This is a genomic window from Aeromonas sp. 97A (genome assembly GCF_051919185.1).
Taxonomy (GTDB): domain Bacteria; phylum Pseudomonadota; class Gammaproteobacteria; order Enterobacterales; family Aeromonadaceae; genus Aeromonas; species Aeromonas veronii.
This window is the reverse complement of the sequence record NZ_JBQBFF010000001.1, coordinates 3,696,965-3,711,286: the sequence shown is the minus strand read 5'-3', so window position 1 is coordinate 3,711,286 and position 14,322 is coordinate 3,696,965. Positions and strand designations below refer to the sequence as shown.

The 14,322-nt window shown below is 55.3% G+C and carries 16 protein-coding genes; 13 read left to right on the top strand and 3 right to left on the bottom strand.

Annotated features, from left to right (window positions below; translation table 11 throughout):
- Window positions 1-33: 33 nt before the first annotated feature.
- The 9 genes from ACTG27_RS16850 (at window position 34) to ACTG27_RS16810 (ending at window position 7,601) form a co-directional block, all read left to right on the top strand.
- Entirely contained in the window at window positions 34-792 is a 759-nt protein-coding gene (locus ACTG27_RS16850) for an amino acid ABC transporter substrate-binding protein (RefSeq protein ID WP_439979999.1), read from the top strand.
- Window positions 793-1,461 (top strand): amino acid ABC transporter permease, encoded by a 669-nt coding sequence (locus tag ACTG27_RS16845; protein ID WP_439979998.1) that lies wholly within the window; start codon window positions 793-795, stop codon window positions 1,459-1,461.
- 12 nt (window positions 1,462-1,473) lie between these two features.
- Window positions 1,474-2,208, top strand: coding sequence for an amino acid ABC transporter ATP-binding protein (locus tag ACTG27_RS16840; RefSeq protein WP_005339311.1), 735 nt, complete (start codon window positions 1,474-1,476; stop codon window positions 2,206-2,208).
- A gap of 270 nt (window positions 2,209-2,478) precedes the next feature.
- On the top strand, window positions 2,479-2,613 hold the full coding sequence (gene rpmH / locus ACTG27_RS16835; protein WP_005307156.1) for a 50S ribosomal protein L34: 135 nt from the start codon (window positions 2,479-2,481) through the stop codon (window positions 2,611-2,613).
- Window positions 2,613-2,972 (top strand): ribonuclease P protein component, encoded by a 360-nt coding sequence (gene rnpA / locus ACTG27_RS16830; protein WP_005339313.1) that lies wholly within the window; start codon window positions 2,613-2,615, stop codon window positions 2,970-2,972. Before rpmH ends, rnpA begins: the two co-directional genes overlap by 1 nt.
- Entirely contained in the window at window positions 2,939-3,187 is a 249-nt protein-coding gene (yidD, locus tag ACTG27_RS16825) for a membrane protein insertion efficiency factor YidD (protein ID WP_010672280.1), read from the top strand. Before rnpA ends, yidD begins: the two co-directional genes overlap by 34 nt.
- 5 nt (window positions 3,188-3,192) lie before the next feature.
- Window positions 3,193-4,839 carry a membrane protein insertase YidC gene (yidC, locus tag ACTG27_RS16820; RefSeq protein ID WP_005355794.1) on the top strand — a complete coding sequence of 549 codons (1,647 nt, stop codon included), beginning with the start codon at window positions 3,193-3,195 and terminating at the stop codon, window positions 4,837-4,839.
- A 99-nt stretch (window positions 4,840-4,938) separates the two neighbouring features.
- The gene (mnmE, locus tag ACTG27_RS16815) at window positions 4,939-6,300 is read left to right on the top strand and encodes a tRNA uridine-5-carboxymethylaminomethyl(34) synthesis GTPase MnmE (RefSeq protein WP_106844446.1); all 1,362 of its coding nucleotides are present in this window, start codon (window positions 4,939-4,941) and stop codon (window positions 6,298-6,300) included.
- 161 nt (window positions 6,301-6,461) lie between these two features.
- Window positions 6,462-7,601, top strand: a complete 1,140-nt coding sequence (locus tag ACTG27_RS16810; protein ID WP_374996080.1) for a site-specific integrase — start codon at window positions 6,462-6,464, stop codon at window positions 7,599-7,601.
- A 294-nt stretch (window positions 7,602-7,895) separates the two neighbouring features.
- On the opposite strand, the gene repC is transcribed toward ACTG27_RS16810, so the two are convergent.
- Genes repC through ACTG27_RS16795 form a run of 3 tightly spaced genes read right to left on the bottom strand, consistent with a single transcriptional unit; the run spans window position 7,896 to window position 9,916 of the window.
- Window positions 7,896-8,675, bottom strand: a complete 780-nt coding sequence (repC, locus tag ACTG27_RS16805; protein WP_432464943.1) for a replication protein C, IncQ-type — start codon at window positions 8,673-8,675, stop codon at window positions 7,896-7,898.
- Window positions 8,676-8,721: 46 nt separating this feature from the next.
- A complete protein-coding gene (locus ACTG27_RS16800) occupies window positions 8,722-9,573 on the bottom strand; it encodes a helicase RepA family protein (protein WP_432665852.1) in 852 nt (283 codons plus the stop codon).
- A 7-nt stretch (window positions 9,574-9,580) separates the two neighbouring features.
- Window positions 9,581-9,916, bottom strand: a complete 336-nt coding sequence (locus tag ACTG27_RS16795; protein ID WP_374996082.1) for a helix-turn-helix domain-containing protein — start codon at window positions 9,914-9,916, stop codon at window positions 9,581-9,583.
- A 248-nt stretch (window positions 9,917-10,164) separates the two neighbouring features.
- On the opposite strand from ACTG27_RS16795, the gene ACTG27_RS16790 reads away from it, so the two are divergent.
- The 4 genes from ACTG27_RS16790 to ACTG27_RS16775 are packed head-to-tail and all read left to right on the top strand — an operon-like array spanning window position 10,165 to window position 14,274.
- Window positions 10,165-10,761, top strand: a complete 597-nt coding sequence (locus ACTG27_RS16790) for a restriction endonuclease subunit S (RefSeq protein ID WP_374996083.1) — start codon at window positions 10,165-10,167, stop codon at window positions 10,759-10,761.
- A gap of 39 nt (window positions 10,762-10,800) precedes the next feature.
- Window positions 10,801-12,366 carry a type I restriction-modification system subunit M gene (locus ACTG27_RS16785; RefSeq protein WP_374996084.1) on the top strand — a complete coding sequence of 522 codons (1,566 nt, stop codon included), beginning with the start codon at window positions 10,801-10,803 and terminating at the stop codon, window positions 12,364-12,366.
- Window positions 12,356-13,579 (top strand): restriction endonuclease subunit S, encoded by a 1,224-nt coding sequence (locus tag ACTG27_RS16780; protein WP_374996085.1) that lies wholly within the window; start codon window positions 12,356-12,358, stop codon window positions 13,577-13,579. Before ACTG27_RS16785 ends, ACTG27_RS16780 begins: the two co-directional genes overlap by 11 nt.
- Window positions 13,576-14,274 (top strand): UPF0149 family protein, encoded by a 699-nt coding sequence (locus ACTG27_RS16775; RefSeq protein WP_407970126.1) that lies wholly within the window; start codon window positions 13,576-13,578, stop codon window positions 14,272-14,274. The genes ACTG27_RS16780 and ACTG27_RS16775 overlap by 4 nt, the downstream gene beginning before the upstream one ends.
- Window positions 14,275-14,322: the final 48 nt, after the last annotated feature.

Genomic DNA, 14,322 nt, shown 5'->3' with positions numbered 1-14,322 from the left:
TACAAATACAAGACATTGAGAGAGAGAAACACCATGAAAACATCCATCAAACTGATTTCCGGCGCAGCCATCCTGCTCGCCACCCTGTCCGGTCAGGCCATCGCCCAGGAGACCATCAAGGTCGGCATGTCTGGCAAATATTTCCCGTTCACCTTCGTCAAGCAGGACAAGCTGCAGGGCTTTGAAGTGGATATGTGGAACCAGATCGGAGAGCGCACCGGCTACAAGGTCGAATTCGTGACCGCCAGCTTCTCCGGCCTGTTTGGCATGCTGGAAACCGGCCGCATCGACACCATCTCCAACCAGATCACCATCACCGACGAGCGCAAGTCGAAGTACGACTTCTCCCAGCCTTACGTCTATGACGGCGCCCAGATCGTGGTACGCAAGGGCAACAGCACCATCCACGGCATCAAGGATCTGGAAGGCAAGAAGGTGGCCGTGAACCTGGGTTCCAACTTCGAAGAGCTGCTGCGCAAGAACGACCCGAACAAGAAGATCGACATCCGCACCTATGACTCCGCCTTCGAGCAGGATGTCGCCCTGGGTCGCATCGATGCCTTCGTGATGGACCGCGTCTCCACCGCCCAGCTGATCAAAGAGTCCAAGCTGCCGCTGCAACAGGCTGGCGCACCGTTCGAGACTATCGAGAACGCCCTGCCCTTCCTGAAGACCCCGGAGAAACAGGCGCTGCTGAAGAAGGTCGACGAGGCTCTGACCGCCATGCGCAAGGATGGCTCCCTGCGTCAGATCTCCGAGAAATGGTTCGCTTCCGACATCACCGACAAATAAATGATGGAATTTGACCTCGAATACACGCTGGGGCTGTTTCCCATCCTGCTCAAATACCTGGGCACCACGATGGAAATGGCCCTGTGGGGATTCGTGCTGGCACTCGTACTCTCGCTGGCCCTGGCGATAGTACGGGTGTTTCGCGTCCCCGCGATTCACTGGCTGGCGATGCTCTATATCTCGTTCTTTCGGGGTACACCGCTACTCGTTCAGCTGTTCCTGCTCTACTACGGATTGCCGCAACTGTTCCCGATCTTCGTGGGGATGGATGCCTTTACCGCCGCCATCGTCGGTCTGACCCTGCACTTCGCCGCCTATATGGCTGAGTCGATCCGCGCAGCCATCCTCGGCATTCACAAAAGCCAGATGGAAGCGGCGCTCAGTATCGGCATGAGCCGTTATCAGGCGATGCAGCGGATCATCCTGCCGCAGGCGGCCCGCATCGCCACCCCGTCGCTGATGAACTACTTCATCGACATAATCAAGAGCACCTCGCTGGCCTTCACGCTGGGAGTGGCCGAGATAATGGGCAAGGCGCAAATGGAAGCCTCCTCCTCCTTCAAGTTCTTCGAGAGCTTTATGGCGGTGGCGCTGATCTACTGGGTAGTGGTGATCTTCTTTACCCGCTTGCAACATCTGCTGGAAATTCGTCTCAACCGTGCCTATTAAAGGAGGGCTCTCATGATCAAGCTAACCGGCCTCTCCAAGGCATATCACGGCAATCAGGTGCTCAACGGCATCGATCTGGAGGTCAAAAAGGGGGAAATTGTCGTCATCATCGGTCCCTCCGGCACCGGAAAATCGACCCTGTTGCGCTGCCTGAACCTGCTGGAGACCCCGGATGCGGGCACCCTTGCCATCGACGATCTTGAGCTGAATCTGGCCAAGGCCAGCGAACAGCAGGCGATCGAGCTGCGCAAGCGGGCCTCCTTCGTGTTCCAGAACTACGCCCTGTTTGCCAACAAAACAGCGCTCGACAACATCGCCGAAGGGCTGATCACCGTCTGGAAGCAGCCAAAAGCCGAGGCCCGTGCCACAGCGCTCGGCATCCTCAAGGACATTGGTCTTGCCGACAAGCAGGATGCCTATCCGGCGTCCCTCTCCGGCGGCCAGCAGCAGCGGGTCGGCATTGGTCGCGCCATGGCGGCACACTCCAAGGTGATCCTGTTTGACGAGCCCACCTCGGCTCTCGATCCCGAGTGGGTCGACGAGGTTTTGGGACTAATGAAAGAGTTGGCCCGCCAGCACCAGACCATGGTGGTGGTGACCCATGAGATTGAATTTGCTCGTGATGTTGCCGATCGGGTGATCTTCATGGAAGGTGGGCGGATCGTCGAGCAGGGCCCGCCGGATCAGATATTGGTCGATCCCAAGGATCCCCGTACCCGGGAGTTCTTGCGGAAAGTCCTTAAATAGCTCTCTCTTTGGCGGCCTGGCCGCCTTTTTTATTGAGGGATCCCTTGTTTAACCCCGGGTTGCCAGTATAATCCGGAGCCCTTGATCCTCTGGATCCTCACGCTCGGCAGTGGCCTTTTCAAGACCATGGCAGGATGAGAGGGAACGGCGGATTGACTAAAAGCCGAACTCTGTTTAGAATTCGGCCTCTTTTGCTAGTCGTCACACGCTATAGCTGGCGCGTCGGCTAAGTGTGACAATCAAAACTGTACAGAAATACGGAATCGAATCATGAAACGTACTTTTCAACCGTCCAACCTGAAGCGCAAGCGCTCTCACGGTTTCCGCGCCCGCATGGCAACTGCCAACGGTCGTAAAGTTCTGGCCGCTCGTCGTGCCAAGGGTCGTGCCCGTCTGGTAGTTTAATGCCTACCCAGCACACCTTCTCTCGGGAGTTACGTCTGTTAACTCCCGAACACTTCAAACGCGTTTTCGCCGAGCCTGTCCGGGCTGCTTCCCCGCAAATTACGCTTCTCGCCTGCCCCAATTCACTCGAACACTCTCGTCTTGGTCTCGCTGTGCCCAAAAAAGCACTCAAGCGTGCCGTCTGGCGTAACCGTGTCAAACGGGTGGTCCGGGAAAGTTTCCGCCTCAAACAACATCAGCTGCCCGCTATCGACATCGTGGTGATCGCCAAAGCCGGTGTGAAAGAGATGGATAACGAGGAACTGTTCAAGTTACTGGAAAAGCTATGGCGCACTCTGTCACGCCGTTGCAATGGGTAGCTATCAAACTGATACGCCTGTATCAGCTAATCATTAGCCCTCTGCTCGGGCCGCGCTGCCGTTTTACTCCAACTTGTTCCCAATTTGCGATAGAAGCCATCCGACTTCACGGTTTCATAAAAGGCGTTTGGTTAGCTAGCAAACGTCTATTAAAATGCCATCCCTTATCCGAGGGTGGTTATGACCCGGTTCCGCAACCAAAGCGAAGAAACTGAAGACTATGGAATCACAACGCAATCTACTCCTGATCGGTTTGCTGTTCGTGAGCTTTCTGCTCTGGCAACAGTGGGAGTCCGACAAGGCTCCGAAGCCGGCCCCGACTACCGTGGCCCAAACCGAACATTTCGTACCTGAAGCCGGTCAGACCGGTGATATTCCTCAGGTTTCCGAGCAAGCCAACGCGACTGCCGCACGCAAGCTGATCACCGTCTCCTCTGACGTGCTCAAGCTGACCCTGGATACCCAGGGTGGTGACGTCGTGTCTGCCGAACTGCTGTCTCACAAACTGGAAGAGGGCAAGGACCAACCGTTCGTGCTGCTGACCAGCAAGCCTGAGCACCTCTATATCGCCCAGAGCGGTCTGGTGGGTCGCAACGGTCCGGACAGTCAGGCCGAAGGTCGTCCTACCTATGAAGCCGCCCAGACCAGCTATCAACTGGCCGATGGTCAGGATCAAGTCGTCGTTCCGATGACCTGGACCGACAGCAAAGGCGTGGTCTTCACCAAGGAGTTCATCCTCAAGCGTGGCGACTATGCCGTTGGCGTTGATTACAAGATCGACAACAAATCTGCCGAGCCGGTTCAGGTGCAGTTCTATGGTCAGCTGAAGCAAACCGTAGCAACGCCGAAGGATCAGGAAGGTCATGCCATGGTAGCCAGCGCTTACCGTGGTGGTGCCTTCTCCACTGAAGATACCCGCTACAAGAAGTACACCTTCGACGAGATGAAGGATGCCGACCTGAACAAGACCACCAAGGGTGGTTGGGTCGCCATGCTGCAACACTACTTCGTCTCTGCCTGGGCACCGAATGCCGACGATACCAACAGCTTCTACAGCCGCGTGATCCCGGGCAAAGGCCAGGCCATCATCGGTTACAAAGCGCCGCTGGTTGACGTGGCAGCCGGCCAACAGGCCGAAGTGACCAGCAAGCTGTGGGTCGGTCCCAAGCTGCAAGACCAGATGGCCAAGGTGGCTAACCACCTCGACCTGACCGTCGACTACGGCTGGCTGTGGTTCATCGCCCAACCGCTGCACTGGCTGCTGACCGTGTTCCACGGTTTCGTCCAGAACTGGGGTCTGGCCATCATCATGCTGACCCTGCTGGTGCGCGGCATCATGTTCCCGCTGACCAAGGCCCAGTACACCTCCATGGCCAAGATGCGCATGCTGCAACCCAAGATTGCGGCCCTGCGCGAGCGCTTCGGCGACGACCGCCAGAAGATGTCTCAGGGCATGATGGAGCTGTACAAGAAGGAGAAGGTCAACCCGCTGGGTGGCTGCCTGCCGATCCTGGTTCAGATGCCGATCTTCATCGCCCTCTACTGGGCACTGATGGAGTCCGTTGAACTGCGTCACGCGCCGTTTGCCCTGTGGATCACTGACCTGTCAGTGAAGGACCCCTTCTTCGTGCTGCCAATCCTCATGGGTGCCTCCATGTGGTATCTGCAGAAGATGAGCCCGACCACCGTAACCGACCCGATGCAGCAGAAAGTGATGCAGTTCATGCCGATCATCTTCACTTTCATGTTCCTCTGGTTCCCGGCTGGCCTGACTCTCTACTGGCTGGTGAGCAACGTCATCTCCATCATCCAGCAGACCATCATCTATCGTCAGCTGGAGAAGAAAGGACTGCATTCACGCAGCTAATCTTCCCGTGATGACAAAAGAGGCGGCCTTCGGGCCGCCTTTTTTATTACAATGTCTCCCACTACGTTTTCCTATCAGCGAACAAACGAGCCAAGCAAGATGACAACAGATACGATCGTGGCCCAGGCCACCGCGCCAGGCCGTGGTGGCGTCGGCATAGTCCGGGTCTCCGGCCCCGCCGCCGAACAGGTCGCCGGGATAGTGCTAGGCAAGCTCCCGCGGGTGCGCTACGCCGAATATCTGCCGTTCAAGGATGAGCAAGGCCAGGTACTGGATCAGGGCATCGCCCTGCTGTTCAAAGCTCCCAACAGCTTCACCGGTGAGGATGTGCTGGAGCTGCAGGGCCACGGCGGCCCCGTCATCATGGACATGCTGATCCGCCGCATTCTGAAAATCGATGGCATCCGCCCTGCCCGCCCCGGCGAGTTCAGCGAGCGCGCCTTCATCAACGACAAACTGGATCTGGCCCAGGCCGAAGCTATCGCTGACCTTATTGAAGCCTCCAGCGAACAGGCCGCCCGCAGCGCCATGCACTCCCTGCAGGGGCAGTTCTCCAGCAAAATTCAGCAACTGGTGGAGAGCCTGATCCGGCTGCGCATCTACGTGGAAGCGGCCATCGACTTCCCGGACGAGGAGATCGACTTCCTCTCCGACGGCAAGGTGGCGGGCGACCTCTACAGCATCATGTCCGAGCTGGACGACGTGCGCGGGGAAGCCAAACAGGGCGCCCTGCTACGGGAAGGGATGAAGGTGGTGATCGCCGGTCGTCCCAACGCCGGTAAATCGAGCCTGCTCAACGCTTTGGCAGGGCGCGAGTCAGCCATCGTCACCGAGATCGCCGGCACCACCCGCGATGTGCTGCGCGAGCATATCCATCTCGATGGCATGCCGCTGCACATCATCGACACCGCCGGTCTGCGCGACACCCAGGACAAGGTGGAGCAGATCGGTATCGAGCGCGCCTGGGCCGAGATCGAACAGGCCGATCGGGTGCTGTTTATGGTGGATGGCACCACCACCGACGCGGTTGACCCGCGAGAGATCTGGCCGGAATTTGTTGATCGGTTGCCAAAAAACATCGGCCTCACCGTGATTCGCAACAAGGCCGACCTGACCGGCGAGGATCTGGCACCGAGTCAGGAGCAGGGCCACGCCGTCTACCGCATCTCCGCCAAGACCGAGCTGGGGCTGCCAGCCCTGCGTGAGCACCTGAAAGCCTGCATGGGTTTCCAGGGCAACACCGAAGGGGGCTTTATGGCTCGCCGCCGCCATCTGGATGCGCTGGAGCGTGCCGCCGAGCGCCTGCTGGTGGCCAAGGAGCAGCTGGAAGTGTTCGTGGCCGGCGAGCTGGTAGCCGAAGAGTTGCGCCTGGCGCAGGAGTCTCTCTCCGAGATCACCGGCGAATTCAGCTCCGACGATCTGCTGGGTCGTATCTTCTCCAGCTTCTGCATCGGCAAGTAATGTGGTGAAAAATCAGCAATAAAAAGCAGCCAGTGAGAACATAAGACATTGTAAATATTGGACTTTGTTTTTACTGGCTATTCTTGCCTGATCTTGTTTCGTGAGAATTTACCCCGAGAGTACCCCAAAGTAACCTCTTGGGGTACTTTTGGGGGACACTTATGAAGATCAGCATCGAATACCGCGCACCGGACGCCGAAGGCAAGCGCGCTCTGCGCCTAACCTACTACGCCGGCTCCTACCTTGACCCAACCACGGGCATCCGCAAGCACAAACGCAGCAGAGAGACCCTGGATCTCTTCCTGTACGACAAGCCGCGTACCCCAGCACAGCGGCTCCACAACAAAGAAACCCAGCGAGCAGCCGAAGCCATCCGCGCCAAGCGACTCTTCGAGTACGAGACTGGTAAACACCATCTGGATTTCTCGAACGCCTACAAGGCCAGCTTCTTCGAGTACTTCCAAGAGGTTACAGACCAAAAAGCGGCAGGCAGCAAGAGCAACCATTCCATCTGGATATCAGCCCTCAAGCATTTACGCCAGTACCATAAGCTGCCGGAGCTGACTTTCGAGGAAGTAGATCAGCTGTTCCTGGAGGGTTTTCGGCATTACCTGATGCACAAAGCCCGCACCAAAAGCGGCACACCACTGAGCCGCAACACCCAAAGTGCCTATTTCAACAAGTTAAGGGCAGCCCTGAACCAGGCAGAGCAGGAACGGCTGCTACCGGATAATCCGGTACGACGTGTCAAAACTATCCAGGGGGAGAAGAACAAGCGCGTTTACCTGACCGAAGACGAAGTTCGAGCCCTGGCCCACGCCGAGTGCCGGTACGACGTTCTTAAGCGCGCCTTTCTGTTCTCCTGCTGCACAGGCTTGCGCTGGTCCGACATTCACAAGCTGACCTGGGCAGAGCTGGAGCCCTTCTATGGCCATTACCGTATCGTCTTCACCCAGAAAAAGACCAGCGGCCTGCAATACCTAGATTTGAATGACATGGCGATGCAGCTGATGGGGCGCCCAGGCAAGGCAACAGAGCGGATCTTCAAGGGCCTCAAGTACTCGGCTTGGCACAACATGGAGCTCACCAGGTGGGCGTTGCAGGCGGGTATAACCAAGAAGGTCACCTTCCACAGCGCGCGTCATACCTTCGCCGTCATCCAGCTTAACCGCGGCGTTGATATCTATGCCCTCTCCCGCTTGCTGGGGCACAGTGAGCTGAGAACCACAGAGATCTATGCAGACATCCTTGAATCACGGCGCCGAGATGCCATGCTCGATTTTCCCAACGTATTGGAGTGATAGAAGATGGGACGCGCCCTTGATGAGCTCCTAGCCAGTGAGAAGCCTGAAGTAGTCGCAGTAGCCAACCGGCAGGCAGCACTGATACTTAACCAGTAAGTGCAGGAAGCAAATACTAGCTAGGAAGAGCCAACAAAAACGCCGGCGCTACCCAGCGCTGGCGTAGATCATCTTAGATAATCTAGATCGAATTTCAGGATCGGTCTGCAGCCCAAGTAGCACTTGAGTTTGACTAATTAGTCCTGTGACCAATATCGTGAACTTTGTGACCATTATCGTGATGGTTTGTGACCATTATCGTGATAGCGCAGGCCGACCGATGGTAAACCGCCCCTTGGCATGTTCACTGATTGACCAGCCCAGTTCAGCCAGTTCATTCAATGCCTTGCGGACTCGCGATTGCCGCTTGCGGTGAGTGGCCATGCTGGCTTCCTCAGGAAAAACATAAGCAACCAAGGTGTCTAGCTGTACCGTCCGACTCTGGCCAACATCGACCCAGGCACATAACCGCTGATGCAACAGTCTGGTGATACAGCCACTCAGGCGCCGCACCTCTGTCATGTCGATACGAACATGGCGGCCAGAGCCCATAATGGCGGAGGTCAGCAAAGGATTGAGCGCTACAAAGAGCCCGTCGGTCAGGGCATCGCTGGAATAGTTCGCAAGCAGACGAAAACCGCTGCGCTGGCCTGCTACCTGCGCTATTACCGACACCTTCCATAACCGCTCGACACAACGGCGCACCGTATTGGTGTCACGAGGGTTGGCGTAGCCAATCTCCTTGGCCAGTTTGTGCAGGCTGCTTTTGACCACCAAGACTCGTTGCTGATTGGCTGCCCAGCGAGGCTCTAGCAGGGTACGCAAGCTGTTGCCCTCCCCGGTAGCTGCAATGGGCTCAATGATGGCGCTATAGTCCTCAACACCAGCCAGGGCAACCAGTCCCTGAAGCACACGAAGGTCATCGGCCCCCAGCGGCTCTGGCCCGGAAAACTCAATCTGATTGCCCCCACCGAATCGATACACCGCATCCAGCTTGTCTCGGCGGCGCTGACCTGGAGCGATGGCTCTGAACAATCCTGGTGCCAGGCAGTGCATATGGTCATGCCGAGCATGGGTCAATTCAAAGCAAGGCACGTTTACCTCTCTCTCGGCGCGTTTCGTCCAATTTGGCGGGGTACAATACGCCACCTTCCCCCCGCACCAACCAGCGCTCCGGTAGTGGCTGTCCATAATTGCTTTTGCTTACCCCAAACCGCACGTAAAGCTGGCTCTGCTCTGCCGATACACCCAGCTGCTGCGCCTCTTTCTTGGTCATAGTAGCGAGATAGGCCTGCCAGCGGACGTTGTCCACCAGAACAGACGAACCTCGGCTTGCCTGCTGCAGATCGCCAGCTTCTTGGAATGCCGCAGATTTACTGGTGTGGTGTACAAACAGCACAGCGCATCCCAGCCCCATGGCCAGCCGTTCCAGCTGACCCAGCACCTGCGTCATGGCACAGGCCGCATTCTCGTCGGCATCGTGAAAACGTCGTAAAGTGTCGATGACAATCAACCTCACCCCTTCAGCCCAAATAGCAATCGCTTCCCACCAGTGGCTATCCAACACATTTGGACTGGCCCCCTGAAGCGATATCAAACGAAGGTCTCGTTCAACGTTGACACGAAGTTCAGCGTCAAGATGTCCGCCCAAGGAAAACAAGCGCTGGTGCAGTACAGGCCAAGGGTCCTCAGCAGGCAGGTAGAGCACAGCCCCCCTGCCCAGCTTGCCAAGTTCAATCCAATCCGGCCCACCGGATATCTGCATTGCCAGTTGCAATGCCAGCATCGATTTGCCCACTCCTCCCGGTGACACCAAAGCACCAACGCAGCCAACAGGCAGCCCCGGGAGGACAAAATCGAGGGGTTTCGGAGGTTCAATAAAAGCCGACCGGAGATCCTGAGGCCAGTGAGATGCTATGAGATCTCGCTCCATAACAGCCTCACAACCGCCCATGGCTAGCTTGCCGCACACGCTTGGTTACATGCTCAGTGAGTTCGGCGTCCGGTGAAATGCGGTGGGAGAGCAGCCAGTCCAGCAGCTCAACGCGCTTGAAGTAGATCTTTTTGCCTTGTGGCTTGTAAAACGGCAGGCGTTTTTCGCTAGTCAGCCGGTAAACATAACTAACTGACACCCCTAGCAGCTCGGCACACTCCTCGGCACAAAGCACCTCCTTTTGCGCCTGCCCTTGCTGGCGCACCAGCTGTTTCAGCTCATAAAGCTCTTTCAGGATTGCCCCATTGTTGTCACCGTAAAGCGGCGGATTTTGTTCACGCATGCAGATGATCTCCCTGTAACAAACATCAACATGCAAAGCGTACCGAGGACCTAACGAAATCCGGAGCGCTGTAAGTGCCCATTTTGGGCACTTACAGCGATTTTTCGGAGAAAAAAAATTTCACATGTGAAAGCACCTCAAAAACACCATTGCTATTGATGCAAAAAAAGATCGAACTTTGTCTTGACGAAACAAAGTCTCATCAGAGACACTAACCTCCAGCATCATTAGCGATGACGAGATTTTTTGTGAAATTACACCTGTACAAAATCGCCACTATCAGCGCTGGTTATCCGTTTCGCGGCAAGATCCCCGAGTATCCAGAGGGGAATCTGGCTGTGGTGCAGATGAAAGACACCTCGTCAGAGTTCGGTGTCGACTGGATGAGCTGCGTGCGCAGTGAGGCAACTGGCAAAAAAGCGCCGGACTGGCTGCACACGGGAGATATTCTGGTGGCAGCACGGGGCAACCAAAACTATGCCGTGCTGGTTGATACCCGGCATGCCCCACTGCCAGCTGTGGCGGCCCCCCACTTTTATGTGGTACGGCCACAATCTGATGCACTGATCCCGGAGTTCCTCGCCTGGCAGCTCAATCAGCAGCCCTGCCAGCGTTACTTCGAACTGCATGCCGAAGGCACCCTGACCAAGAGTATTCGCCGCCAGGTGTTGGAAGAGGCCTTGATTGGGCTTCCATCACTGACAGAGCAACAAACCATTTTGGCAATGGCTCGCACGCTGCAGGAGGAGCGCCAATTGATGCAGCGCCTCCAGCACAATGGCGAGCAGATGATGCATGCCATCGCGACTCGCCTACTTGAACCATCCGATGCAGATGCCTCTTGAGGCTCGCATACCCGTTATTACGCCAAGGAAACACCCTTTATGACCGAACAGATCAATCAGGACGTTATCAACAACACCGTTTGGGGCGCCTGCGATATCTTCCGTGGCACCATCAGCCCCGATACCTACAAGGATTTCATCCTCACCATGCTGTTCCTGAAGTACATCTCCGATGTCTGGCAGGACCATTACGACAGCTACAAGAAGCAGTACGGCGATGCGCCAGAGCTTATCGAAGAGATGATGAAGAGCGAGCGCTTTGTGCTACCCATCGCCGAAATCAAGGATCAGGATGACAAGGTAGTTCAGTCCTTCAAGGCTAACTTTTACAGCTTGTACGAAAAGCGATTCGAACCAGGTAACGGCGAGCGCATTGATGTCTGCCTGCACGCTATCGAAGAAGCCAACGGCACCAAGCTCAAAGATGGCAACAAGAGTGTGTTCCAGGACATCAGCTTCAACAGCGATCGCCTCGGCGAAGAGAAGCAGAAGAACACCATACTGCGCTACCTGCTGGAGGCATTTGCCAAACCGGAGCTCAACCTGAAACCAAGCCGGGTCGGTAACCTCGACGTGATTGGCAACGCATACGAGTACCTGATCGGCAAATTTGCCGCCAACAGCGGCCAGAAGGCTGGCGAGTACTACACCCCGCCCGAAGTCTCCGATCTGATGGCCGAACTGCTGGATCCGCAGCTCGGCGATACCATATGCGATCCCGCCTGTGGTTCCGGGTCGCTGCTGATGAAATGCGGCCGCAAAGTAGTGCAAAACTACGGCCAGAAACGTTATGCCCTCTACGGGCAGGAGGCCATCGGTTCCACCTGGTCGCTGGCCAAGATGAATATGTTCCTGCACGGGGAAGACAACCACAAGATCGAGTGGGGCGATACCATCCGCAATCCCAAGCTGCTGGATAAAAACGGCGACCTGATGCGCTTCGATATCGTGACCGCCAACCCGCCGTTCTCACTGGACAAATGGGGTCATGACGAGGCAGGGATTGATAAATATGGCCGCTTCAAGCGCGGCATTCCACCCAAGACCAAGGGGGATTACGCCTTTATCCTCCATATGATCGAGACCCTGAAACCCAAGAGCGGTCGCATGGGTGTCGTGGTGCCTCACGGCGTGCTGTTCCGGAGCTCCAGCGAGGGCAAGATCCGCCAAAAGCTGATCGACGAGAACTTGCTCGATGCGGTGATCGGTCTGCCGGAAAAGCTGTTCTTTGGCACCGGCATCCCCGCCGCCATCCTGATCTTTAAAAAAGAGAAGGTGGACGATAACGTGCTGTTTATCGACGCCAGCAACGACTTCAAGCCGGGCAAGAACCAGAACGTGCTGAGCCCCGAGAATATCGCCAAGATCGTCAAGACCTACCGCAACGGCGGCAATGTCGAGAAATACGCCTACCTTGCCTCGCTCAAAGAGATCAAAGAGAACGACTACAACCTCAACATCCCCCGCTATGTGGACACCTTCGAGGAAGAGGAAGAGATCGATCTGCTGGCGGTGCGTGCCGAGCGCGAACAACTGAAAACCCAACTGGCCGAGCTGGAAATCGAGATGGCCAAGTATCTGGAGGAGCTGGGTTATGGTGCCTAATGGGTGGAGCCAAAAAACGCTTGAAGATTTGTCAATAGTAGAGCGAGGTAAATTTTCTGCTCGGCCAAGAAATGATCCAAGATATTTTGGTGGGGAAATGCCATTCGTACAAACTGGTGACGTTACTGGTTCAAAGACATATCTAAATAGTTTTACGCAAACACTGAATCAAGATGGTATCGGAGTTAGTAAGGTTTTTCCTAAAGGAAGTATTCTGATTACTATTGCTGCAAATATTGGTGATACGGCAATAACTTCATTTGATGTTGCATGTCCTGATAGCGTTGTCGCTATTCAGCCGTACTCGACTAAAGCAGACACTTATTGGCTAAAGAACGTCCTCGATACAAAGAAGGAAGATTTAGATTCACAATCCACTCAAAATGCACAAAAAAATATTAACCTACAGGTGTTAAAACCTCTTGTCATTCTGACGCCGCCACTCTCAGAACAAAAGAAAATAGCCAAAATCCTCTCCACTTGGGATAAGGCGATCAACACCACCGAGCAACTGCTGGCCAATAGCCAGCAGCAGAAAAAGGCGCTGATGCAGCAACTGCTCACTGGAAAAAAACGCCTGCTGGATAAGAATGGGGTGAGGTTTAGTGGGGAGTGGAAAGCTCAACGTATTGGTTCTCTTTTAAAAGAGGTTAAGCGGCCAGTTCAATGGGACGATGATAGTGAATATCACCTTTTAAGTGTCAAGCGCCGCTCGGAAGGAGTTGTGCTTCGTGAAATTCTAAAGGGTTCAGATATTTTGACAAAAAAGATGAACACTGCACTTGCCGGTGATTTTTTGATCTCAAAGATGCAAGTTGTTCACGGAGCCACAGGGTTAGTAACAGAAGAGTTTAATAAGTGTCACATATCTGACTCATACATTGCTCTAAGACCAAAGGATGATGAAAAAATAGATATTGCTTTTTTCTCTTGGTTCAGTAAACAAAAAATAATGTATCACAAGGCATTCCTTTGTAGCTATGGTGTTCATATTGAAAAGATGACCTTCAATTTCAATATGTTTGTAAAGGAAAGAGTTGTTATTCCAGTCACGCTTGAGGAACAACAAAAAATTGCCACCATACTCTCCATCGCCGATCAGGAAATATCTGCCCTGCAACAAAAGCTAGCAGCCTTAAAGCAAGAGAAACAGGCGCTGATGCAACAACTGTTGACCGGCAAACGACGGGTCAAGGTGGAGGAGGCCGCATGAAAAAAGTGACCATTCACCCCATGACCGAAGCCGAAGTGGAATGGCTGGAGAAACGGCTGATGGACCATGGCAACGACGACTCGATGCTGAGTCTGTCGGCACTCGACGGCTTTCTGACCGCCGTGCTCTCCGGCCCCGAGCTGGTGCCACCCAGCCAGTGGTGGCCGGTACTCTGGGGTGGCACGCCCCCTGAGTGGTCGTCCGAGCATGAGATGAAACGGGCGCTGGATTTGATCCTCGGCCATATGAATATTCTGGCCCATACCCTCTGTTATCGGCCCAAGCACTTTATCCCGGTGCTGATGGCCAACTATGTCGAAGGGCAGGAGATCTGTAACGCCGAAGATTGGAGCTTTGGCTATCTGCGTGGCATGGCACTGGGAAACTGGCCAGCCTTGCCAGAGGAGCTGGAACGATCCCTTGAGGTGATCCGCCTGCATGGCAGCGATGATCTACTGCCACAGCTTGCCAGCCTTTCACTACCGGAGCATCAACAAAGCGTGGCCGAAGTGGGCCCCGCCGCATTGCGGTTGCACGCCCATTTTCTGGCCCAACGGGGGCCAAGCACAGCGCCGATAGCCGCACCAGCCCTCACACCAGTAACCCTGCCGGTTAGAGTGGCCCCCAAGATCGGGCGCAATGACCCCTGCCCCTGTGGCAGCGGCAAGAAGTTCAAACAGTGCTGTTTGCACTGAGTTGAGATGGCAAGACCCCGAACAGACGCCATCGGTAGCACACAGTTG